This window comes from Paenibacillus sp. fava2, from assembly GCF_058313675.1.
In genome coordinates this window covers 3,697,608-3,713,365 of the sequence record NZ_CM177755.1, presented here as the reverse complement: position 1 = coordinate 3,713,365, position 15,758 = coordinate 3,697,608, and the positions used below count along the sequence as shown (strand labels likewise).

The following is a 15,758-nucleotide window of genomic DNA, read 5'->3' as shown; positions in this document are numbered from 1 at the left end:
GATTTGAAGCTGCTGCGGCAATTATCAGAAATGCCCCATTTTACAACTAACGAACAGAGCATCGCAGCCTATATCCTGCACCACAGGGAAAATATGCTGCAGCTTAACATACAGGAGCTTGCCAAAGCTACCTATACATCCCACTCGGCAATCAACCGGCTGACCCGCAAGCTCGGTTTATCCGGGTTTAAGGAGTTCACTCTCCAGCTTGCCCGCGAATTTCAGCAGCAAACCCAGCTCCCCTCCAGTGTCGATCCGAATTATCCGTTTGGCTATGGGGAAACCGCGCTCCAGGTAGCAGGCGAAATAGCCGGACTAATGAAAGAAACGGTCAGCAGGGCTTATGCCTATCTGGACGATGAAGTCCTTGCACAGACAGCGGGTATGCTGGATCAGGCAAAAAGAATCTTTATGTATGCCTTGGGGGATTCCCAGATCCGGGCCAGGAGCTTTCAGAACAAGCTGATCAAAATCAACAAATATGCCGTAATTGCAACAGAGCTGCATGAATGGGCATACCATACCGTTAATCTTACGCCGGAGGACTGCGCAGTCTTTGTTACATACCACGGGAATTCACCGGTATATTTAAAAGCAGCCCGCCACCTCAGACAGCAGGGGGTTCCTGTTATTACAATTACCGCCGCTGGTCAAAGTGAGCTGGCGCAGCTCAGTACGCATTGTATCTGTGTGCCTGATGACGAAGTCAAGCATGCCAAGATCGGAACCTTCTCCTCGCAGATGGCGTTTGAATATGTGCTGAACGTAATCTTTTCCTGCATCTATAAGATTTCCTACAAGCATAACAAAGAGTCTGCCGAGCAGTCGCTGAACAGCCGTTACATTAATGAGCTAATGGACGGACAGTAGCACGATTCACGGTGTCCCTATAAAGTAAAACAGCAGCTTAGCGGCTGCTGTTTCTGCTTAACTGAACGCTTAATCTAACATTAACCCCCAACCAGCACGGACAGGGAGACGCGGTAAAGCTTGTCATCCTCCTCCTGAGGACTCCCCCGCCCGTCGGTATTATTGCTGACAAAATAAAGCATGCCATCTGCAATCAGCACATCACGGACCCGGCCATAACCGGTTACAACTTCCCGTTCCTCGCCAGTTTCCAGATCAAATGCCAGTATGGCACTGCCCCGTAAAGCCGCTGAATACAGCCTGCCATCAGCATAAGCCATGCCGGACGGCGCCCAGGTCGTAGCACTGCCTGATGTGAATAACGGCGTCACCATACCTTCCCGTTGTTCCTCCCCTTCGATAACCGGCCAGCCGTAATTCAGACCCGCTTCAATTTCGTTGATCTCATCATGGCTGCGGCTGCCATGCTCACTTGCATACAATACACCGTCTTCCGTCCAGGCCAGCCCCTGGGCATTCCGGTGACCGTAGCTATAGACATAGGAATCTGCAAACGGATTATCCCCCGGCACTGACCCATCAAGGTTCAGCCGCAGAATTTTGCCGCCCAGACTTCCGCGTTCCTGGGCAATCTCCGCATCACCGGCATCACCTGCCGTGGCATACAGCTTGCCGTCAGGTCCGATCCCAAGCCTTCCGCCATGATGCACAGAGCCGGCGGGAAGCTTATCAAGCAGCAGGTCTTCTTCCTTCCAGGCATCCTTCTCCAGTCTGAGGGTGACGATGCGGTTAAACAGCTCTGAGCCGTCATTATAAGTGTAATAGGCATAAGCTAGTCCGGACTCCGCAAAATCCGGGGCAAGAACAAGCCCCAGGAGGCCGGCTTCGGAAACGTCCGCCAGCTCTTTCTTCAACTCAACCCGCTGCTTCGACGCAGTCCCGTTGTCAATTTTCACGATACTCCCGGTCCGCTCTGTTATATACAAGACATCGCCGGCTTGGGCGATTGACCAGGGCACTTCAAGATTAGCGGCAAGAACCTCCGGTTCCTGTACTGCGTCTGTTTCAGGTACTCCTGTCTGTGCAGGCAGCGCTGAAGTGGAAGGCTGTTCCTGAACCGGATTCTCCTGCGCTGCCGGCAGGGATAGCGGCGGCTCATCTGCTGCGGACGAGCAACCGGCGGTTATAAAGGCTGTCAGCAACGATAACATACAGATTTTTTTCAATACGATGCACCTCTGCTCTCCTGTTTGTGGGCTTCCTCCTGTCAGCTGTCTGTATATGTATTTATAAACGGTTGCAGGAGCCCTAACTCAGGAACCATTCCAGAGCTGCCGGCATTCTATTCTTCGGGCAGTAAATCGCGCTGGCTTCTGGGAAGCTTGGCGACAACCAGGCTATAGGAATGGTCGATCATGTCATAAATCTCAGCCAGGGATAAGGAACCGTCGACGATAACGGTATTCCAGTGCGTTTTGTTCATATGATACCCTGGTTTGACGGCCTCGAGCTGTTCACGCAGGTTCCCGGCAATGACAGGGTCGCATTTCAGGTTAATCCGGAATTCATCCCCGGTTCCCTTAAAGATCAGCGCAAACATTTTGCCTCCGACTTTAACAACTTCAGATTCGGGTCCAAAGGGTTGCTCCAACCCCGCCCCCCGCTTGCTCAGGCAGTAAGCCGTAATCTTCTGTTTCATCTCAGTACCTCTCTCTTTAGCAGCATGCTGCTTAATGCTTCTTATTATAAGAACTGGCGTTCTGCCAGGCAAGCCCGGGATTACGGGAAAAGGATAATTACCTGCGCGGCTATACATAATACCAATAAACCTACAATAAGGAGGCACGTATAATGCCACAGAACCGGCTTTGGATTGGAGCACTGGGCGGCGTAACGGAGATCGGCAAAAATATGTATTTCATTCAGTACGGTGATGATATTATCGTGGTTGACTGCGGCTCCAAGTTCCCCGATGAAAGTCTGCTGGGCATTGACCTGATCATACCGGATATTTCTTATCTGCTGGCTCATCCTGACAAAGTGAAGGCACTGATCATTACCCACGGCCACGAGGATCATATCGGAGGGATTCCCTATCTGCTGAAGCAGCTCAACCTCCCGCTGTATGCCTCCAGTCTTACACTCGGGCTAATTGAAAGCAAGCTTAAAGAACACGGGCTGCTCCGCCAGACCAGCCTGCACCGCATAGATTCGGAGTCCATTCTTGACTTTGGCAGTACAAAAGTGAGCTTTTTCAGAACCAACCACAGTATTCCGGATTGCCTTGGTGTTGTTTTCGATACACCGGAAGGCACCATTGTGCACACAGGCGACTTCAAGTTTGATATGACCCCTGTCAACAGACAGTATCCGGACATACATAAAATGGCCGACATCGGTAAAAAAGGCGTCCGTTTTCTGCTCTCCGAAAGCACCAATGCCGAACGGCCCGGGTTCACCCCGTCTGAGAGACTGGTGGGTACACACATTGAAGAAGCATTTCAAAAAGCGGACCGCAGAATCTTCATCTCCACCTTCGCCTCCAATGTCCACCGCCTGCAGCAGATCGTCGATGCCGCAAGCCTGACCGGGCGCAAGCTCGCCCTGCTTGGCCGGAGCATGGTGAACGTTGTAGGCGTATCACAGGAGCTGGGGTATTTGAATGTGCCGGAAGGGATGCTGGTCGAACCCGCCGATGCGGCCAAACTGCCGCCGCATGAGATTGCCGTCCTGTGCACAGGCAGCCAGGGGGAGCCGATGGCCGCTCTGTCCCGGCTGGCGAATTTCAGCAACCGGCAGATGGAGATCAGTGCCGGAGACACCGTGCTGCTCGCAGCCAATCCGATTCCCGGCAATGAACGCAATGTAGCCCGGATTATTGATAACCTGTACGTTCTGGGCGCCAAGGTCATTTATGGTTCACGAAGCGAGCTGCATGTATCCGGCCATGGCAGTCAGGAAGAGCTGAAGCTGATGCTGACACTGATGAAACCGGAATATTTCATCCCGATTCACGGGGAATACCGGATGCTCCATCATCACCGCCTGCTGGCTGAAGCTGTCGGGGTTGAAGGGGACAAAATCTTCCTGCTGAAGAACGGCGAGCTGGTTGAATCCGCCGGCGGCGTTGTCAGACAGTCAGGGCGCGTACCCGCCGGGCAAATCTATGTGGACGGGCTTGGCATCGGCGACATCGGCAACGTGGTCCTGCGGGACCGCCGCCAGTTATCTGCGGACGGCATTCTGATCACGGTGATCACTCTGAGCCAGTCAGACGGCCGGCTGCTGAATGAACCGGATACGATTTCCCGCGGCTTCATTTACGTCCGCAATTCGGACAAGCTGATCGAGGAGATTAACCAGCTGGTCGTAGCTACCCTCGAAAAATTAAATGTGGCTGACCTGGGCCAGTGGAATGTCATCAAACAGACCCTCAAAGAAGCTCTCGGGAAATTTCTGTATGAGAAAACCAAACGCCGTCCAATGATCCTGCCGATTATTATTGAAGTGTAATACACTGAAGGCCCGTGACATTTCACGGGCCTTCAAATCGGTTGTCCTACCTCCTCCTTGTTCTGAATAGGCTAGTACTGGCTAGTACCGTAAAAGGAGGAGAACAACATTCATTCTTTTGTCTCGTACATGCTTCTGGGTTTATCCCTTTCCGCACCCATCGGACCCATAAATGCGGCTCAGCTGGACAAGGGTCTGCGCGGCGGATTCCTTCACGCCTGGTCACTCGGGCTTGGTGCCGTCAGCGCTGACATTATCTATATGCTGCTCGTTTATTTCGGCATGATTCATTTACTGGATGCACCGTTTGTCAAAGCCTTTTTGTGGCTGTTCGGCTTTTTCGTCCTTGTCTATACGGGCATAGACGGAATAAGGAGCTCAAGGGAAATATCAACAGCCGGTTTTAGAGGCGGCGGTGAGACCTCCCTGTTCAGATCCTTTCTGTCCGGCTTTCTGATGTCCCTGTTCAACCCCTTGTCCATCTTGTTCTGGCTTGGAATTTACGGCTCTGTGCTTGCCAAAGCAGCCAGCGAATTCCCCATGCAGCAGCTGCTCATTTACAGCGGCGGGATTGTACTCGGCATCCTGCTGTGGGATTTCTCGATGGCTGCCGCTTCAAGCGTATTCCGCAGACTGCTGACCACCCGTGTACTGCAGGCTATTTCAGTCTTGTCAGGCCTGTCGCTTATCGGCTTCGGCCTGTATTTCGGGGTACAGGCTGCCCGGCTGCTGTTCCTTCACTAAACCTTGCTTTTACGCAGCCGGATGCCCTTGATTCTGATTTCAGAGCCCGGGATCGTCTGATGCCCGGCAATTTCAAGGTCCTGCTGTTCCTGCTCTCGCTCCCGATTCGCTGAGGCTGTCCCCTGCTTACGCTTCACACGCACGACTATAATATCACTTAGCGCGATTAGAGCAACAATCAGCAGGCTGATGAAGAATCCCGGACGGCTTACTTTATGAAAAAGCGTGCCTGCAACCGCAGCTCCAATCAGAATAAATCCGCTCCAGCGCTTCAGTCCGCTCAGCTTGCCGGATTTAAGCAGCTTGCCGGAGGACAGCAAAATCCAAGACCAGTTATACAGGATCATGAGGCCTGCAGCAGTCGTAATGTATTCGTATACCCTGTCCGGCAGCCAAAGCGACATCATAATGGCTCCGGTTAATCCGGCGGCAATCAGGCAGAGCGCCAGAAACGGATACTTGTCCTTCCATTTCTTCGCGAACATCCGGGGGGCATCCCCCTCCTGGGCCAGGGTAATCATCATGGAGGTAATCGCATACAGTGATGCGGTCATGGTTGAGAAGCCGGCAATAATCAGCACCCCGTTGAACAAATGCGGAACAAAAGCCAGCCGGTCACTGCTCAGTGCCAGCATAAACGGGCTTTCTTTCGGATTAAACGCACGGAGCGGAACCATAATGACGGCAAGACCGATGGATAGTACATAGACCGTTGCCAGAGACAGCAGCATGACCTTGCCGGCCTTGGGCGCTTCTTCCGGATTCTCCAGCCTGTTCGCCATAATGCCCAGCACTTCAATGCCGCCATAAGCATAGAAGGCAAAAATAAAAGCAGACCACAGGCCAATTCCTCCGGAAGGGAGCCAGCCCTTGAAGCCGTTAGGCAAGCCGGGCGTATACTTGGCGCCTCCAATCCATCCGGCCAGAAAAGCCGCCGCCAGTATCAGAAACATCAGGATTGCTGACACTTTGATTACCGCCAGCACATTTTCCACCCGGTCAAACCCCTTGTTGCCAAAAAAGACGATGATCAGACTCAATACGGCATAGCCCGCTGCAAAGGTCCACATCGGCACCGCCGGAAACCAGAACCGGGAGAAAATGGACAGTGCCGTAAGCTGGCTGCCCATAATCAGCAGCTCGGAGAACCAGTATACCCAGCCGCTGCCGAATCCGGCCCAGCTCCCGAATGCTTTTTTGGCATAGGACCGGAAGGAGCCCTGTTCAGGATGCTTGGCCGTCATTTGTGCCAAAGCATCAAAGACCACATATGTACCGGCAGCTGCCAGCAAATAAACGAGCAGCACAGCCGGGCCTCCAATGGAAATTGCCAGTCCTGAGCCGAGAAAATAACCTGTGCCGATTGTTCCGGCAACTCCAAGCAAACTTAACTGCCACCATTTCAGCTTCTTTTCCTGTGTTTTCTCTTTACCCGAAGCCTGATTCATGAATACCGTCCTTATACTCTTTAGAATTTGAGCGTCTACTCTATTCTAGAGTTCCCGTTCAGAGGCATAATCATCAAATCAATAATTATCCTGGTAAATACAAAACAATCCGATTCAGTCATAGCGACCAATCGGATTGTCGTATATCTCGTATGTATAATAGATCGCTTATGAGCGAAGGGTGTAACGAAGTGAAACAATCGGCTTATAGGCCGCTATCGTCTGTAGTTTCGTAACCATAGTCCAAAGTCTCAATAGTACCGTCGTCGTATTGAAGAGTTAACTGGTCAATAACGATCTTATCTAAAGTACTCTGATATGTAAATTCACTGAAAATAAGTATAGTATCATCGGGCTCAACCGGTCCTACATATTTAACAGAGAAGTTGCTCTTACCGTTCAACTGATCCATTGAAGGATCTCCTACCGGATTAAACGTGCTGATATGAGCTGTGTAATAATTAATTGTCTTTCCGGTTAAGTTCTCTGCTTCCCAGGTAAGTTTGATCGCATCGGCGGAGTTCATACTATACCTGAATTCAATTGGTGCCCCAACTCCTTGTCCAGAGATGGAATTCTCTCCGGTCAGAACTTCAGAGACATCATCATCAGAGTCATATTCATCAGACACATTATCTTCAGAGACATATTCATCAGAGACATTATCTTCAGAGATATCATTGGCCGCTTCCTGGATATTTGAGGAATCGGCTTCAACCGCAGAAGCCTCAGCGGAAGTTGGCGGTACTTCATCAATGACTGGGCTGCTACTTGCTACAGTACCACCGTTGGGGCGCGTTTCAAGACTAGGGGCCACATAAATCCCTAAGAGAAACGCTATCATGATGGATAAAACATAAATAAGAACCAGATTAAATCGTTTCAAATATACACTTCCTTATATGTATTTTATATTACAGACCTACTTATAATGACATGATTGTTTATATTTTGACAATATTATTTTTTCATAAGATATGGCATAGCTGGTTAAAACAAAAAAATGCCGCGCTATAGCGCGGCGTTTTTTTGATCTCCTGCGGCTCATTCATCCGTCTGTCCGGTGAAAAGCTTTGCTGAGATCATAATCCTCCAGCCCAAAATCCGGTGTCATGCCCATGGCGAGCTTCGCCAGCTGGCTTCCGATAAACGGGCCCATGGTTAAACCAGAAGCACCAAGGCCGTTAGCTGCCAGCAAGCCTTCCCAGCCCGGCACTGCACCGATCACCGGGAGAAATCCGGGGGTAAACGGACGGAAACCTACCCGTACCTCTTGAACTGTACTGTCTGCCAATCCGGGAGCGAGCTCCAGCCCTTTATGAAGAACCTCCTGTATCCCGCCGGCTGTTACGCTTGTATCATAGCCTTCAATATCGTTTTCGTGTGTTGCTCCAATCACGATCCTGCCCCCATCAAAGGACAGAAGGTACTGATCCGTAGGCGGGATTACTACGGGCCAAGAGCCCGTATCCGCTTGATCCGCTACCTTTAGATGCATGATCTGGCCCTTCTGATAGCTTACCTTAAGCCTAATACCGAGCGGCAGCAACAACACCCCTGCCCACGCACCCGCACAGACGATTACAGTATCTGCGGCGAAAATCTGCCCGTCAGCCACCGCTCCGGTAACACGGTTTCCGTTAAATTGCAGCGACGCATCCCCGTTCAGCAGCCGGGCTCCGCTGCGCCGGGCAGACCGCAGCAGCGCATCACGCAGCGCCCGGCCGTCCACCCGCGCAGCACCGCTGACCTGCAGGGAATGATAGCCTTCAGCCAGCAGCGGAACCTGTTCACGTGTCTGCTGCCCAGTCAGCATGTTTAATTCGCCAATCTCCGGCGCATCCTCCAGCCGCTTTCTTGCACGTTCCTCCTGCTGCTTGAGCTTGACCGTGTCTACATGGACACTGAGCGCACCAACCTGTGCGTACCCGGTCTCGGTCTCCCCCTCCTGCTCAAGCTCACTGATCAAACCGGGGTAAAAACGGGCTCCCGCTTTGGCCAGCCTGTACCAAGCCTGGTTACGCCGCTGAGACAGCCAGGGGCAGATGATCCCGGCAGCGGCATCTGTGGCCTGCCCCGGATCCTTACGGTCAATAATCAGCACCTCTGCCCCCAGCTTCGCCAGCTGATATGCCGTTGAAGCACCTAGAATTCCTGCTCCGATGACGATGACTTTTCTCATGATGACTTTCCTCTCTCTGGCAGGCATATCATACAACTGCCGGATTATTTCAGTTTGCGGATCAGCTGCTCCAGCTTGGGAAATACCCGCAGCGCATTTTTGTAGAAGACATCCTCCCAGTGTACTTCAGGAATGAGGTGCTTCACAAATGTAATATAGGCCTCCAGCGGAATAAGCGGCCAGTCGGTACCGAACACCAGCCGGTCATACTTCTCGGCAAAAACAATGGCACGGCGGAAATGATCGGTATACGTCTGCTCGCCCAGCAGCCTGTTTACCTTGGCAGCATCACCGACAATCCATCCGGACAGATCGCTGTACAGGTTCGGATTTTTCTCCAGCAGCGCTGCGGTATCCATTACCCAGGGATCTCCAAGATGGCAGAGCATAAAGGTGAGGTCCCGGTGCTTCAGGAAGGTCTCCTCCATCGACAGCGGGTGGGAATATTTCAGCAGCCCTTTATCTGCATAGGTAAGCCCTCCGTGAATGACGATAGGCATATTATATTGCGAAGCCAGCCTGTAGACAGGATCATAGATTTCGTCGCCGACATTGAAATGGTAGTAGCCTGCGTATAGCTTGATGCCAACAACATGCTCTTCACGCAGAGACCTCTCCAGTGCCTCCAGCTGTCCGTCCAGGTGCAGTGTAAGCGGATTAATGCCCACACAGGTATACAGATTGTCGGGCAGCGTCTCCGCCAGATCAAGCCGCATCGGGTTGAGGGCCTCAGAATCGGGAAAAGCTCCCGGCACTGTCTCCGTCACGCCCATTCCCACACCTGCTATGACACCGGATTGTCGGAATTCTTCGAGCAGCCCCTTTTCTGAATAATCAATATTTGCCAGCGTCTGCGCTGTTTCGTGAAAAGCTTCAATGTTGGAATAATGGACATGCGCATCAATGATTTTCATAGATAAGTCCTTTCCTGGAATCTATGTTGTAAATTTAAGGGTTAACAGATCGCGGAACGCTTCCTCCGGTATATTCAGGTCAGAGAACAAATAAAACTGCGGCGTGCTGAACCGGGCCTCTCCGTCCTTCAGGTACAGCTGCTCTGCCACATAAGATGAAATGACATGGGTATTAACCATCAGCTCAGGTGCTGCCTGATCCGGACTGCTGATTAGGCTCAGCCGCTGCTTCCGCTCACTCGAGTGATATTGAATGATCCCGCCTGCGCTGATTGTCTCATTCTGGACTCTGCCGGCCTTGTAAGTGATCTGCTCCCCGTTCGCGTTCTTCAATGTTCCTCTTCCATCCTTGAGCTGGCAGCCCGTCTTGTAAAAAGCAGAGGTGTGCAGCTTAAGCGGGTGCAGCGGTGCACCTGTATTCTGCATGATCTGGATTACAGAAGCAAGCACCGGCGCGCCCGGCAGCAGGAGGAAATAGTGATGCAGGGTAAGCCCGCGTAATTTGCGGTTACGGGTTATTTCAATGCTGAGCTTTAGGCCTGACCAGCGGTTACCCTGATTGTCATCCAGTTCGGCAAAAGACGCTTCCCGCGGCTCCTCCAGCAGACTGAGCAGCGAAATCTCTTCAGGACCTGCTATTACACCGCCGGTCCACGGATTCCACCAGGACTTGGGCTGCGGTAACGGATAGGACGAGTCTAGCCATTCCTGGCCCTGATATTGCAGGGAGAACAGAGCCGGTGCAAAGCTGCTGTCCGCTTTAATCTGCAGCACGCCATTATCGGCAGTAAGTACCTCACCCTGTTCTGTAGGGCTAACCTGCCGCTTCACTTCATCACCGGATACCGGGATTACCAGAAAGCTTTCAACCGAATGATAGGTTTCCATATCAAGCTGCAGCTGAAGCATATCGGCCTCCCCCTGACTGCCGACAACAAGCGGAAGACTGGTTTCTGCCAACTGCTCAGCGGCACGAATCACCCGGCTATGCGGCACAATACTGCCAGACGCTGAAGACAAGGAGATTTCCCCTTCCAGAAAGCTCATTTTCTGCTCCTGCAGCTGCAGCTCAGACGCCGCGCTGATAAACGGATTCCCGCCGTTCAAGCTAATCTTCAGCTGAGAGGATGTTTCCGGTTTCAGGGAACGGGGATGCCCTTGCTGTAGCGCAAAGGACCGGAAATCCTGCCAATTGCTCCAAGTGCCCAGCGCGATCCGCATTGCCCCTGTCACTACTGTGCTGCCAGACGCAATGTGTTCAAACGGATGCTCCACAGCATATAGCCAGTGATCCCTTATTAAGGTGCGGTCAGCCGGCCAGGCAATGCCCCGGGTCATTTTGCCGTTATCTGCATACAGCCAATTTTCGGTCAGATTCTGGACATCCCAGTAGTCTGGACTTGCAGCATCAGTGCCATATTTCAGATCAATATATTGTCCTCGGTAAGGAATAACTGCTCGTTCCAGGCTGAAGCCAAAGCTTTCTTTGAGGTGCAGCGGTTCTCTAAAATCTGTACCCGACTGGTTATAAAGCTGGTGATACCGTTCAATAATACCGTTTCTGTGCAGCTTGATCACCGTCGTTAAAAGCAGGCCTTCCCGTGTGGAATCCAGCTTATAACGGGCCTCCAGCACCATTGCTTCGCCATCCCGGTAAGTAGTCACCTGCTCCGCCGGCGACTTTTTGAATTCGTTCGTATAAGGAAGGCCGAACTTTGGAAACATCAGCCCCAGCGCTTTTTGCCGGTCTTCGTACAGCTCCAGTGTGTTACTGGATCTATCGAGGTAGGCAGAATAACGTCCGCTGCTGATAAGCCAGCCCTTGTCTGTCTTGCCGCCAAAGGCAGCCTCCGTTCCAGGAAACACCAGGCTGACCTCCTGCTCAATAACGGCAGCTTCCAGACTTCCGGTTTGGGCAGTAATGGCCAGCTTCTGATTCCAGATCCCGCACTCCTTAAGCTGCGCGGATACGGTCAGAGTCTTACGGGATTTTGCCGGAACCATGATCTGGACAGCAGGCTGATCAAATGCTAGTACGGCATCCTCCGGCAGGCTGAAGCTGAACAATGACTCCGTAGCATATTCATTCTCGGCTGTTATATCCAGCTCAAAGGATTCGCCTTTATACAGCATAGTGCGCTCAGGCAGCGTAACTCTGAGTTTAACCGGATATTTCGGCTCAATCCCAAGCTTGAACACTGCGGGCTGTCCATTAATGAGCAGTTCCGCTTCTACAACCGGGTGCGTCTGAAACGCATTCTGCTCTTCTTCCACCGGATGCACCCGGAATTGCCCCTCAACCCGCTCCGTTGCTACAACAGTCCTTGTCTCCTCCAGCTCAAAGCTGATATTCGGATTGCTGACACCCTTAATCTGCAGGGTAAGCGGCTTGCCGCTTTTGTTCACAGCCTCATAGATTACCGGATAGCTGCTTCCAAAGGGAAGCTGATGCTGCAGCGGAATGGAGGCCTGAATCAAATAATCATCCGTTTCAATCAGCCGTAACCCGCGTCCCGTGCGTTCATATTCCATTTTCAGCTTAAGCCCGTTTTTTTCCCAGGCATATGTAAAATAATCAAACCCGTCTACCTTACGGCCATCCGGCGAAACGGATATTTCCCGCACACTGTCTCTATACCAGTCCAGCTGTTCAAAGAACGGCTTCACCGCACCGGTCTGCAGAACAGACGGGATAAAGTTCATCAGATGCGTGGTATCATCGCGCTTTTCCCAGAAAAAACCGCTTTTCTTATAAGCCGGCACAGCCTTGGTATTACCCGGCCAGGTATACAGATCCAGGCGGGGCCAGCCCTGGTTAATCGTTTCCTCCAATGCACGGAGGATGAGCATCTTGCCGATCTTGCGGCCATGGTAATCGGGCCGGACATTCAGCAGCGGGATATATAAGGCCCCGGTATCTTCCTTGTAATGGGAAAAGCTGCAGTATCCGATAACCTCTCCGCCGGCAACAGCAAGAAACAGCTTGAGGTGGGTTCCGTTCTGATGCTCCTCGATTACACTCTGTTCCGTCTGATACGAATTGTCCCCTCCCCAGCTTTCATAACTTCTATTCCACATTTCAGCGATAGATTTGGCGTGCCTGCGGGGCTCGTATTCTTCGATCATAATTTCAGGGGCTTGCAGCATGTAGTAATGTACCTCCTTCAATGGCTGTATACTCCTTGCTTTCCGGCAAGGGAATGGATAATCTTGTATATTACTTTCCCAGTATATATCAGAGAGAACACCAGGCGAAAGCGCGAGTCTTTTTTATAATGATTATTTACCTTCTAAATACCTCATGACGAATCACCATATGTCATTTAATTTAACATTGACAAAGGCAAGTTCGATGATTTAGTATTATTTATATGATAAATGTCATATTAAATAACATTATCAATCTTGTATAAGCCCATTAATTGGAGTGGGCGTCTCGACCAGGCAACCGTAAATTGCCCCAGGCTACAAGAGGATGCATGAGCTGTTGCGGCTTGTATTTTGAACTCTCAAATACTGCCCTTCTTCCCTCTGCGCCTCTTTAACCTGGGGTTTATTGCATTCCCAAAACCCGCAACCAAAAGGAGAGAACCTACCATGACAAAAAACAATGCGCTTGCCGAATTTCAGATGCAGCTTCCCCGTGACTGTACTTTTACACCGGGTGACTGGCAGGTTCTATCCCAGTACTGGTATCCGGTTGCCATAGCTGAAGAAATCAAAGATAAACCGGTATCCGTCAAGCTGCTCGATGTTAAGCTGGTCTGCTACCGCAGTCACGGCAAGGTTGTGATCGCCCGGGATCTTTGCTTCCACCGCGGGGCCCCGCTCAGTCTCGGCTGGGTTGAAAATGAAGAAATCGTCTGTCCGTATCACGGTTTCCGTTACAACTGCGAAGGTGCCTGCACCTCTGTTCCGGCTCATCCCAGCGCCAAAATCTCCCCTAAGCTAAAGCTTATCATGTATCCTGCAGTGGAGCGCTACGGGTTAATCTGGACCTCGCTGGCAGGAACAGAAGAGCAGCTTCCGGAATTCAGCGGCTGGGATGATCCGGACTTTATTAATATTTTGCCGCCCAGCTTCGATATTGCCGGCTCTTCCGGGCGCCAGATGGAAGGCTTTCTCGATGTTTCCCATTTCGCCTACGTTCATGCCAATTCATTTGCCGATCCCGACAACACCGAGGTCCCGCAGTATAAAGTCAGACGGGAAGGCAATGAGCTGTTCGCCGATTACTGGAGCACGGTCAGCAACTATGGTAAAGGCCAGGAGAATCCGGCGCCGGAAGGCTTCATGTGGCTGCGGGCCTTCCGCGTATTCGCCCCCTTTGCGGCATCGCTCACGGTTCATTTTCCGGAGGACGGCAAGCTGATGATCTTAAACTGCGCTTCTCCGGTATCTGCCCGTTATACCCGGCTGTTCTGTCCGATCTCGCGGAATTTTGACAAATCCGTACCGGTGGAAGACACGATCAACTTCAATCTTCAGGTATTTTCGGAGGACAGGGAAATGGTTGAAGCCCAGACTCCGGAGGATCTGCCGCTGGATCTGACCGCGGAGGCTCATATTCCTGCAGACCGGACCTCTATCGCCTATAGACAGCTGTTGACTGAACTCGGTCTTGGCCGCGATTATACTTCATAAGACTCACATCCGCTTTTCTGAAACGATAAGGGCGGCTGCACATGTTCTTCTTTTACAGAACATGTACAGCCGCCCTTTAACTTCACTGCCGTTATATTAACTTTCCAGTATAAACCGGTTCCACTTTTGCTGCCAGGCAATATCGTCCCAGAACGGATGATGCGGCGCGCAGTTGGAGCACAGCGTCATCCCCCAGAAGCCGAGTGCCATTCCTTTGCGGATTGCATATTCGGCGATGAATTTGCCTACGGGTCCTTCCTCGAAGCCGGCCAGAAGCGGCGTGTAGCCGACATAACCTTCCCCGATAACAATAGGTAAACCGGCCTGGTCTGCCCATTCATGAATTTCTTCAAAGGATTTGTCGGCCTTCTGGAGCATCGCGATCTTATGTGCCCCGTATCTGTCATACAGGAACAGATCCCACTTGTCCGGGTCCGCCCAGTCGTGCAGGTAGATCAGCCGCATGCCTACCGGGTTCCCTTCCATCCGCCATTCCTGGCCCGGAGGCAGGCTCCATTCCTCAAAAGGCGGTGCATCCTCCCTGAGCAGGGACTGAACGAATTCTCCCGGGAAAGGTACATTATCATCATCAATTCCGGCATTACGCATCAGCTCATTCAGCACGCCTTTGATATACAGGTGATAATGGCCTACCTGCATATTGCGGGCGACATAGGCTTTCGGATATTCCTCATTCACGGTATAGCTTGCCGTCATCAGCGTATCCGGATGCTGTTCGCGCAGATAAGCAACCGCTTCTTCAATATACGGCTGCATAATTCTTACATTGGCAGGCACATTCTCAAACGCCACCCCCTGGGCTGCCCCAACCGCAGTCAGCTGACCGAACTCTACTTCGTTGTGCAGCTCCGCGTAAACAATCTGCTTGCCGTAGCCGGCATCTTTTACAAAACGGATCAGCTGGTTCATCGATTTGGCAAGCGCCATGAACCGGTCCTCAGGCGCAATGGCTGCCAGCTCATCGCGCAGCTGCGGATGTGCCAGAAAGCTCGGGCTCTGCTGATATTCCCAGGAGGACAGCATTATGTAGCAGTTATGCGCCTCAGCCTGTCTGAACAGCTCCAGCAGATGGGCCTGTCCGTCGAGCTCGGCACCGCCGATGCAATTGTACCATCTGGTCCGCTGGCCGACCTTGCCCAGGCTGCCGAACTTCAGCGGACCGGGCCGCGGGCCGTCAGCAGTAAACAGCAGGAACGGCATGGCGCAGATGCGGATCGTATTGTAGCCGCGCTCTACCGCTTCCGCGAACCGCGCGGCCAGATCATGATATGGCTCCCCGGGCAGAGTCATGGTATACCAGGAGAAATCCCACATGGTTATGGTCAGTTTAGCTGGAAGCTGATTATCCGGATTATAGGTCATATACGAATCCTTCCCTACTGCGAAATTGAATCACAGGGATGCCTTCCCGGTGATTATCCA

At 51.9% G+C, this 15,758-nt stretch carries 12 protein-coding genes and 1 riboswitch; of the genes, 4 read left to right on the top strand and 8 right to left on the bottom strand.

Going from position 1 to position 15,758, the window contains the following annotated elements; all coding sequences use genetic code 11:
• Positions 1 to 3: 3 nt before the first annotated feature.
• Entirely contained in the window at positions 4 to 870 is an 867-nt protein-coding gene (locus tag AC4G46_RS15995; protein ID WP_491123595.1) for a MurR/RpiR family transcriptional regulator, read from the top strand.
• A gap of 80 nt (positions 871 to 950) precedes the next feature.
• Here the strand turns inward: AC4G46_RS15995 and AC4G46_RS15990 are convergent, their stop codons facing one another.
• Positions 951 to 2,081, bottom strand: coding sequence for a PQQ-dependent sugar dehydrogenase (locus AC4G46_RS15990; RefSeq protein ID WP_491123594.1), 1,131 nt, complete (start codon positions 2,079 to 2,081; stop codon positions 951 to 953).
• 131 nt (positions 2,082 to 2,212) lie between these two features.
• Positions 2,213 to 2,569 carry an MmcQ/YjbR family DNA-binding protein gene (locus AC4G46_RS15985; protein ID WP_491123593.1) on the bottom strand — a complete coding sequence of 119 codons (357 nt, stop codon included), beginning with the start codon at positions 2,567 to 2,569 and terminating at the stop codon, positions 2,213 to 2,215.
• 152 nt (positions 2,570 to 2,721) lie between these two features.
• Here AC4G46_RS15985 and AC4G46_RS15980 point away from each other — a divergent pair, with 152 nt between their 5' ends.
• Together AC4G46_RS15980 and AC4G46_RS15975 are read left to right on the top strand one after the other, a co-directional pair.
• A complete protein-coding gene (locus AC4G46_RS15980; RefSeq protein WP_491123592.1) occupies positions 2,722 to 4,383 on the top strand; it encodes a ribonuclease J in 1,662 nt (553 codons plus the stop codon).
• A 108-nt stretch (positions 4,384 to 4,491) separates the two neighbouring features.
• On the top strand, positions 4,492 to 5,127 hold the full coding sequence (locus tag AC4G46_RS15975) for a LysE family transporter (RefSeq protein WP_491128894.1): 636 nt from the start codon (positions 4,492 to 4,494) through the stop codon (positions 5,125 to 5,127).
• Here the strand turns inward: AC4G46_RS15975 and AC4G46_RS15970 are convergent.
• From AC4G46_RS15970 to AC4G46_RS15950, 5 genes are all read right to left on the bottom strand, one after another.
• Positions 5,124 to 6,575: an amino acid permease gene (locus AC4G46_RS15970; protein WP_491123591.1), complete on the bottom strand. Its 1,452-nt coding sequence runs from the start codon at positions 6,573 to 6,575 to the stop codon at positions 5,124 to 5,126. The two genes, AC4G46_RS15975 and AC4G46_RS15970, sit on opposite strands and share 4 nt — an antisense overlap.
• Positions 6,576 to 6,780: 205 nt before the next feature.
• Complete coding sequence (locus AC4G46_RS15965) at positions 6,781 to 7,461, bottom strand: hypothetical protein (RefSeq protein WP_491123590.1); 681 nt, start codon at positions 7,459 to 7,461, stop codon at positions 6,781 to 6,783.
• A gap of 162 nt (positions 7,462 to 7,623) precedes the next feature.
• Positions 7,624 to 8,757 carry an NAD(P)/FAD-dependent oxidoreductase gene (locus tag AC4G46_RS15960; RefSeq protein WP_491123589.1) on the bottom strand — a complete coding sequence of 378 codons (1,134 nt, stop codon included), beginning with the start codon at positions 8,755 to 8,757 and terminating at the stop codon, positions 7,624 to 7,626.
• 44 nt (positions 8,758 to 8,801) lie between these two features.
• Entirely contained in the window at positions 8,802 to 9,671 is an 870-nt protein-coding gene (locus AC4G46_RS15955) for an amidohydrolase family protein (protein WP_491123588.1), read from the bottom strand.
• A 21-nt stretch (positions 9,672 to 9,692) separates the two neighbouring features.
• Complete coding sequence (locus AC4G46_RS15950) at positions 9,693 to 12,839, bottom strand: GNAT family N-acetyltransferase (RefSeq protein WP_491123587.1); 3,147 nt, start codon at positions 12,837 to 12,839, stop codon at positions 9,693 to 9,695.
• 217 nt (positions 12,840 to 13,056) lie between these two features.
• A riboswitch (purine riboswitch) is annotated at positions 13,057 to 13,159 on the top strand.
• Positions 13,160 to 13,268: 109 nt separating this feature from the next.
• Here AC4G46_RS15950 and AC4G46_RS15945 point away from each other — a divergent pair.
• Positions 13,269 to 14,315, top strand: coding sequence for a Rieske 2Fe-2S domain-containing protein (locus AC4G46_RS15945; RefSeq protein ID WP_491123586.1), 1,047 nt, complete (start codon positions 13,269 to 13,271; stop codon positions 14,313 to 14,315).
• 96 nt (positions 14,316 to 14,411) lie between these two features.
• Here the strand turns inward: AC4G46_RS15945 and AC4G46_RS15940 are convergent, their stop codons facing one another.
• Entirely contained in the window at positions 14,412 to 15,698 is a 1,287-nt protein-coding gene (locus tag AC4G46_RS15940; protein WP_491123585.1) for a cellulase-like family protein, read from the bottom strand.
• Between the last annotated feature and the right edge of the window lie 60 nt (positions 15,699 to 15,758).

Bases quoted from the DNA above. Each gene is read 5' to 3' on its own strand.
- AC4G46_RS15955 (WP_491123588.1), bottom strand. From the start codon at position 9,671: ATGAAAATCATTGATGCGCATGTCCATTATTCCAACATTGAAGCTTTT.
- AC4G46_RS15970 (WP_491123591.1), bottom strand. From the start codon at position 6,575: ATGAATCAGGCTTCGGGTAAAGAGAAAACACAGGAAAAGAAGCTGAAA.
- AC4G46_RS15980 (WP_491123592.1), top strand. From the start codon at position 2,722: ATGCCACAGAACCGGCTTTGGATTGGAGCACTGGGCGGCGTAACGGAG.
- AC4G46_RS15945 (WP_491123586.1), top strand. From the start codon at position 13,269: ATGACAAAAAACAATGCGCTTGCCGAATTTCAGATGCAGCTTCCCCGT.
- AC4G46_RS15990 (WP_491123594.1), bottom strand. From the start codon at position 2,081: ATGTTATCGTTGCTGACAGCCTTTATAACCGCCGGTTGCTCGTCCGCA.
- AC4G46_RS15985 (WP_491123593.1), bottom strand. From the start codon at position 2,569: ATGAAACAGAAGATTACGGCTTACTGCCTGAGCAAGCGGGGGGCGGGG.
- AC4G46_RS15940 (WP_491123585.1), bottom strand. From the start codon at position 15,698: ATGACCTATAATCCGGATAATCAGCTTCCAGCTAAACTGACCATAACC.
- AC4G46_RS15960 (WP_491123589.1), bottom strand. From the start codon at position 8,757: ATGAGAAAAGTCATCGTCATCGGAGCAGGAATTCTAGGTGCTTCAACG.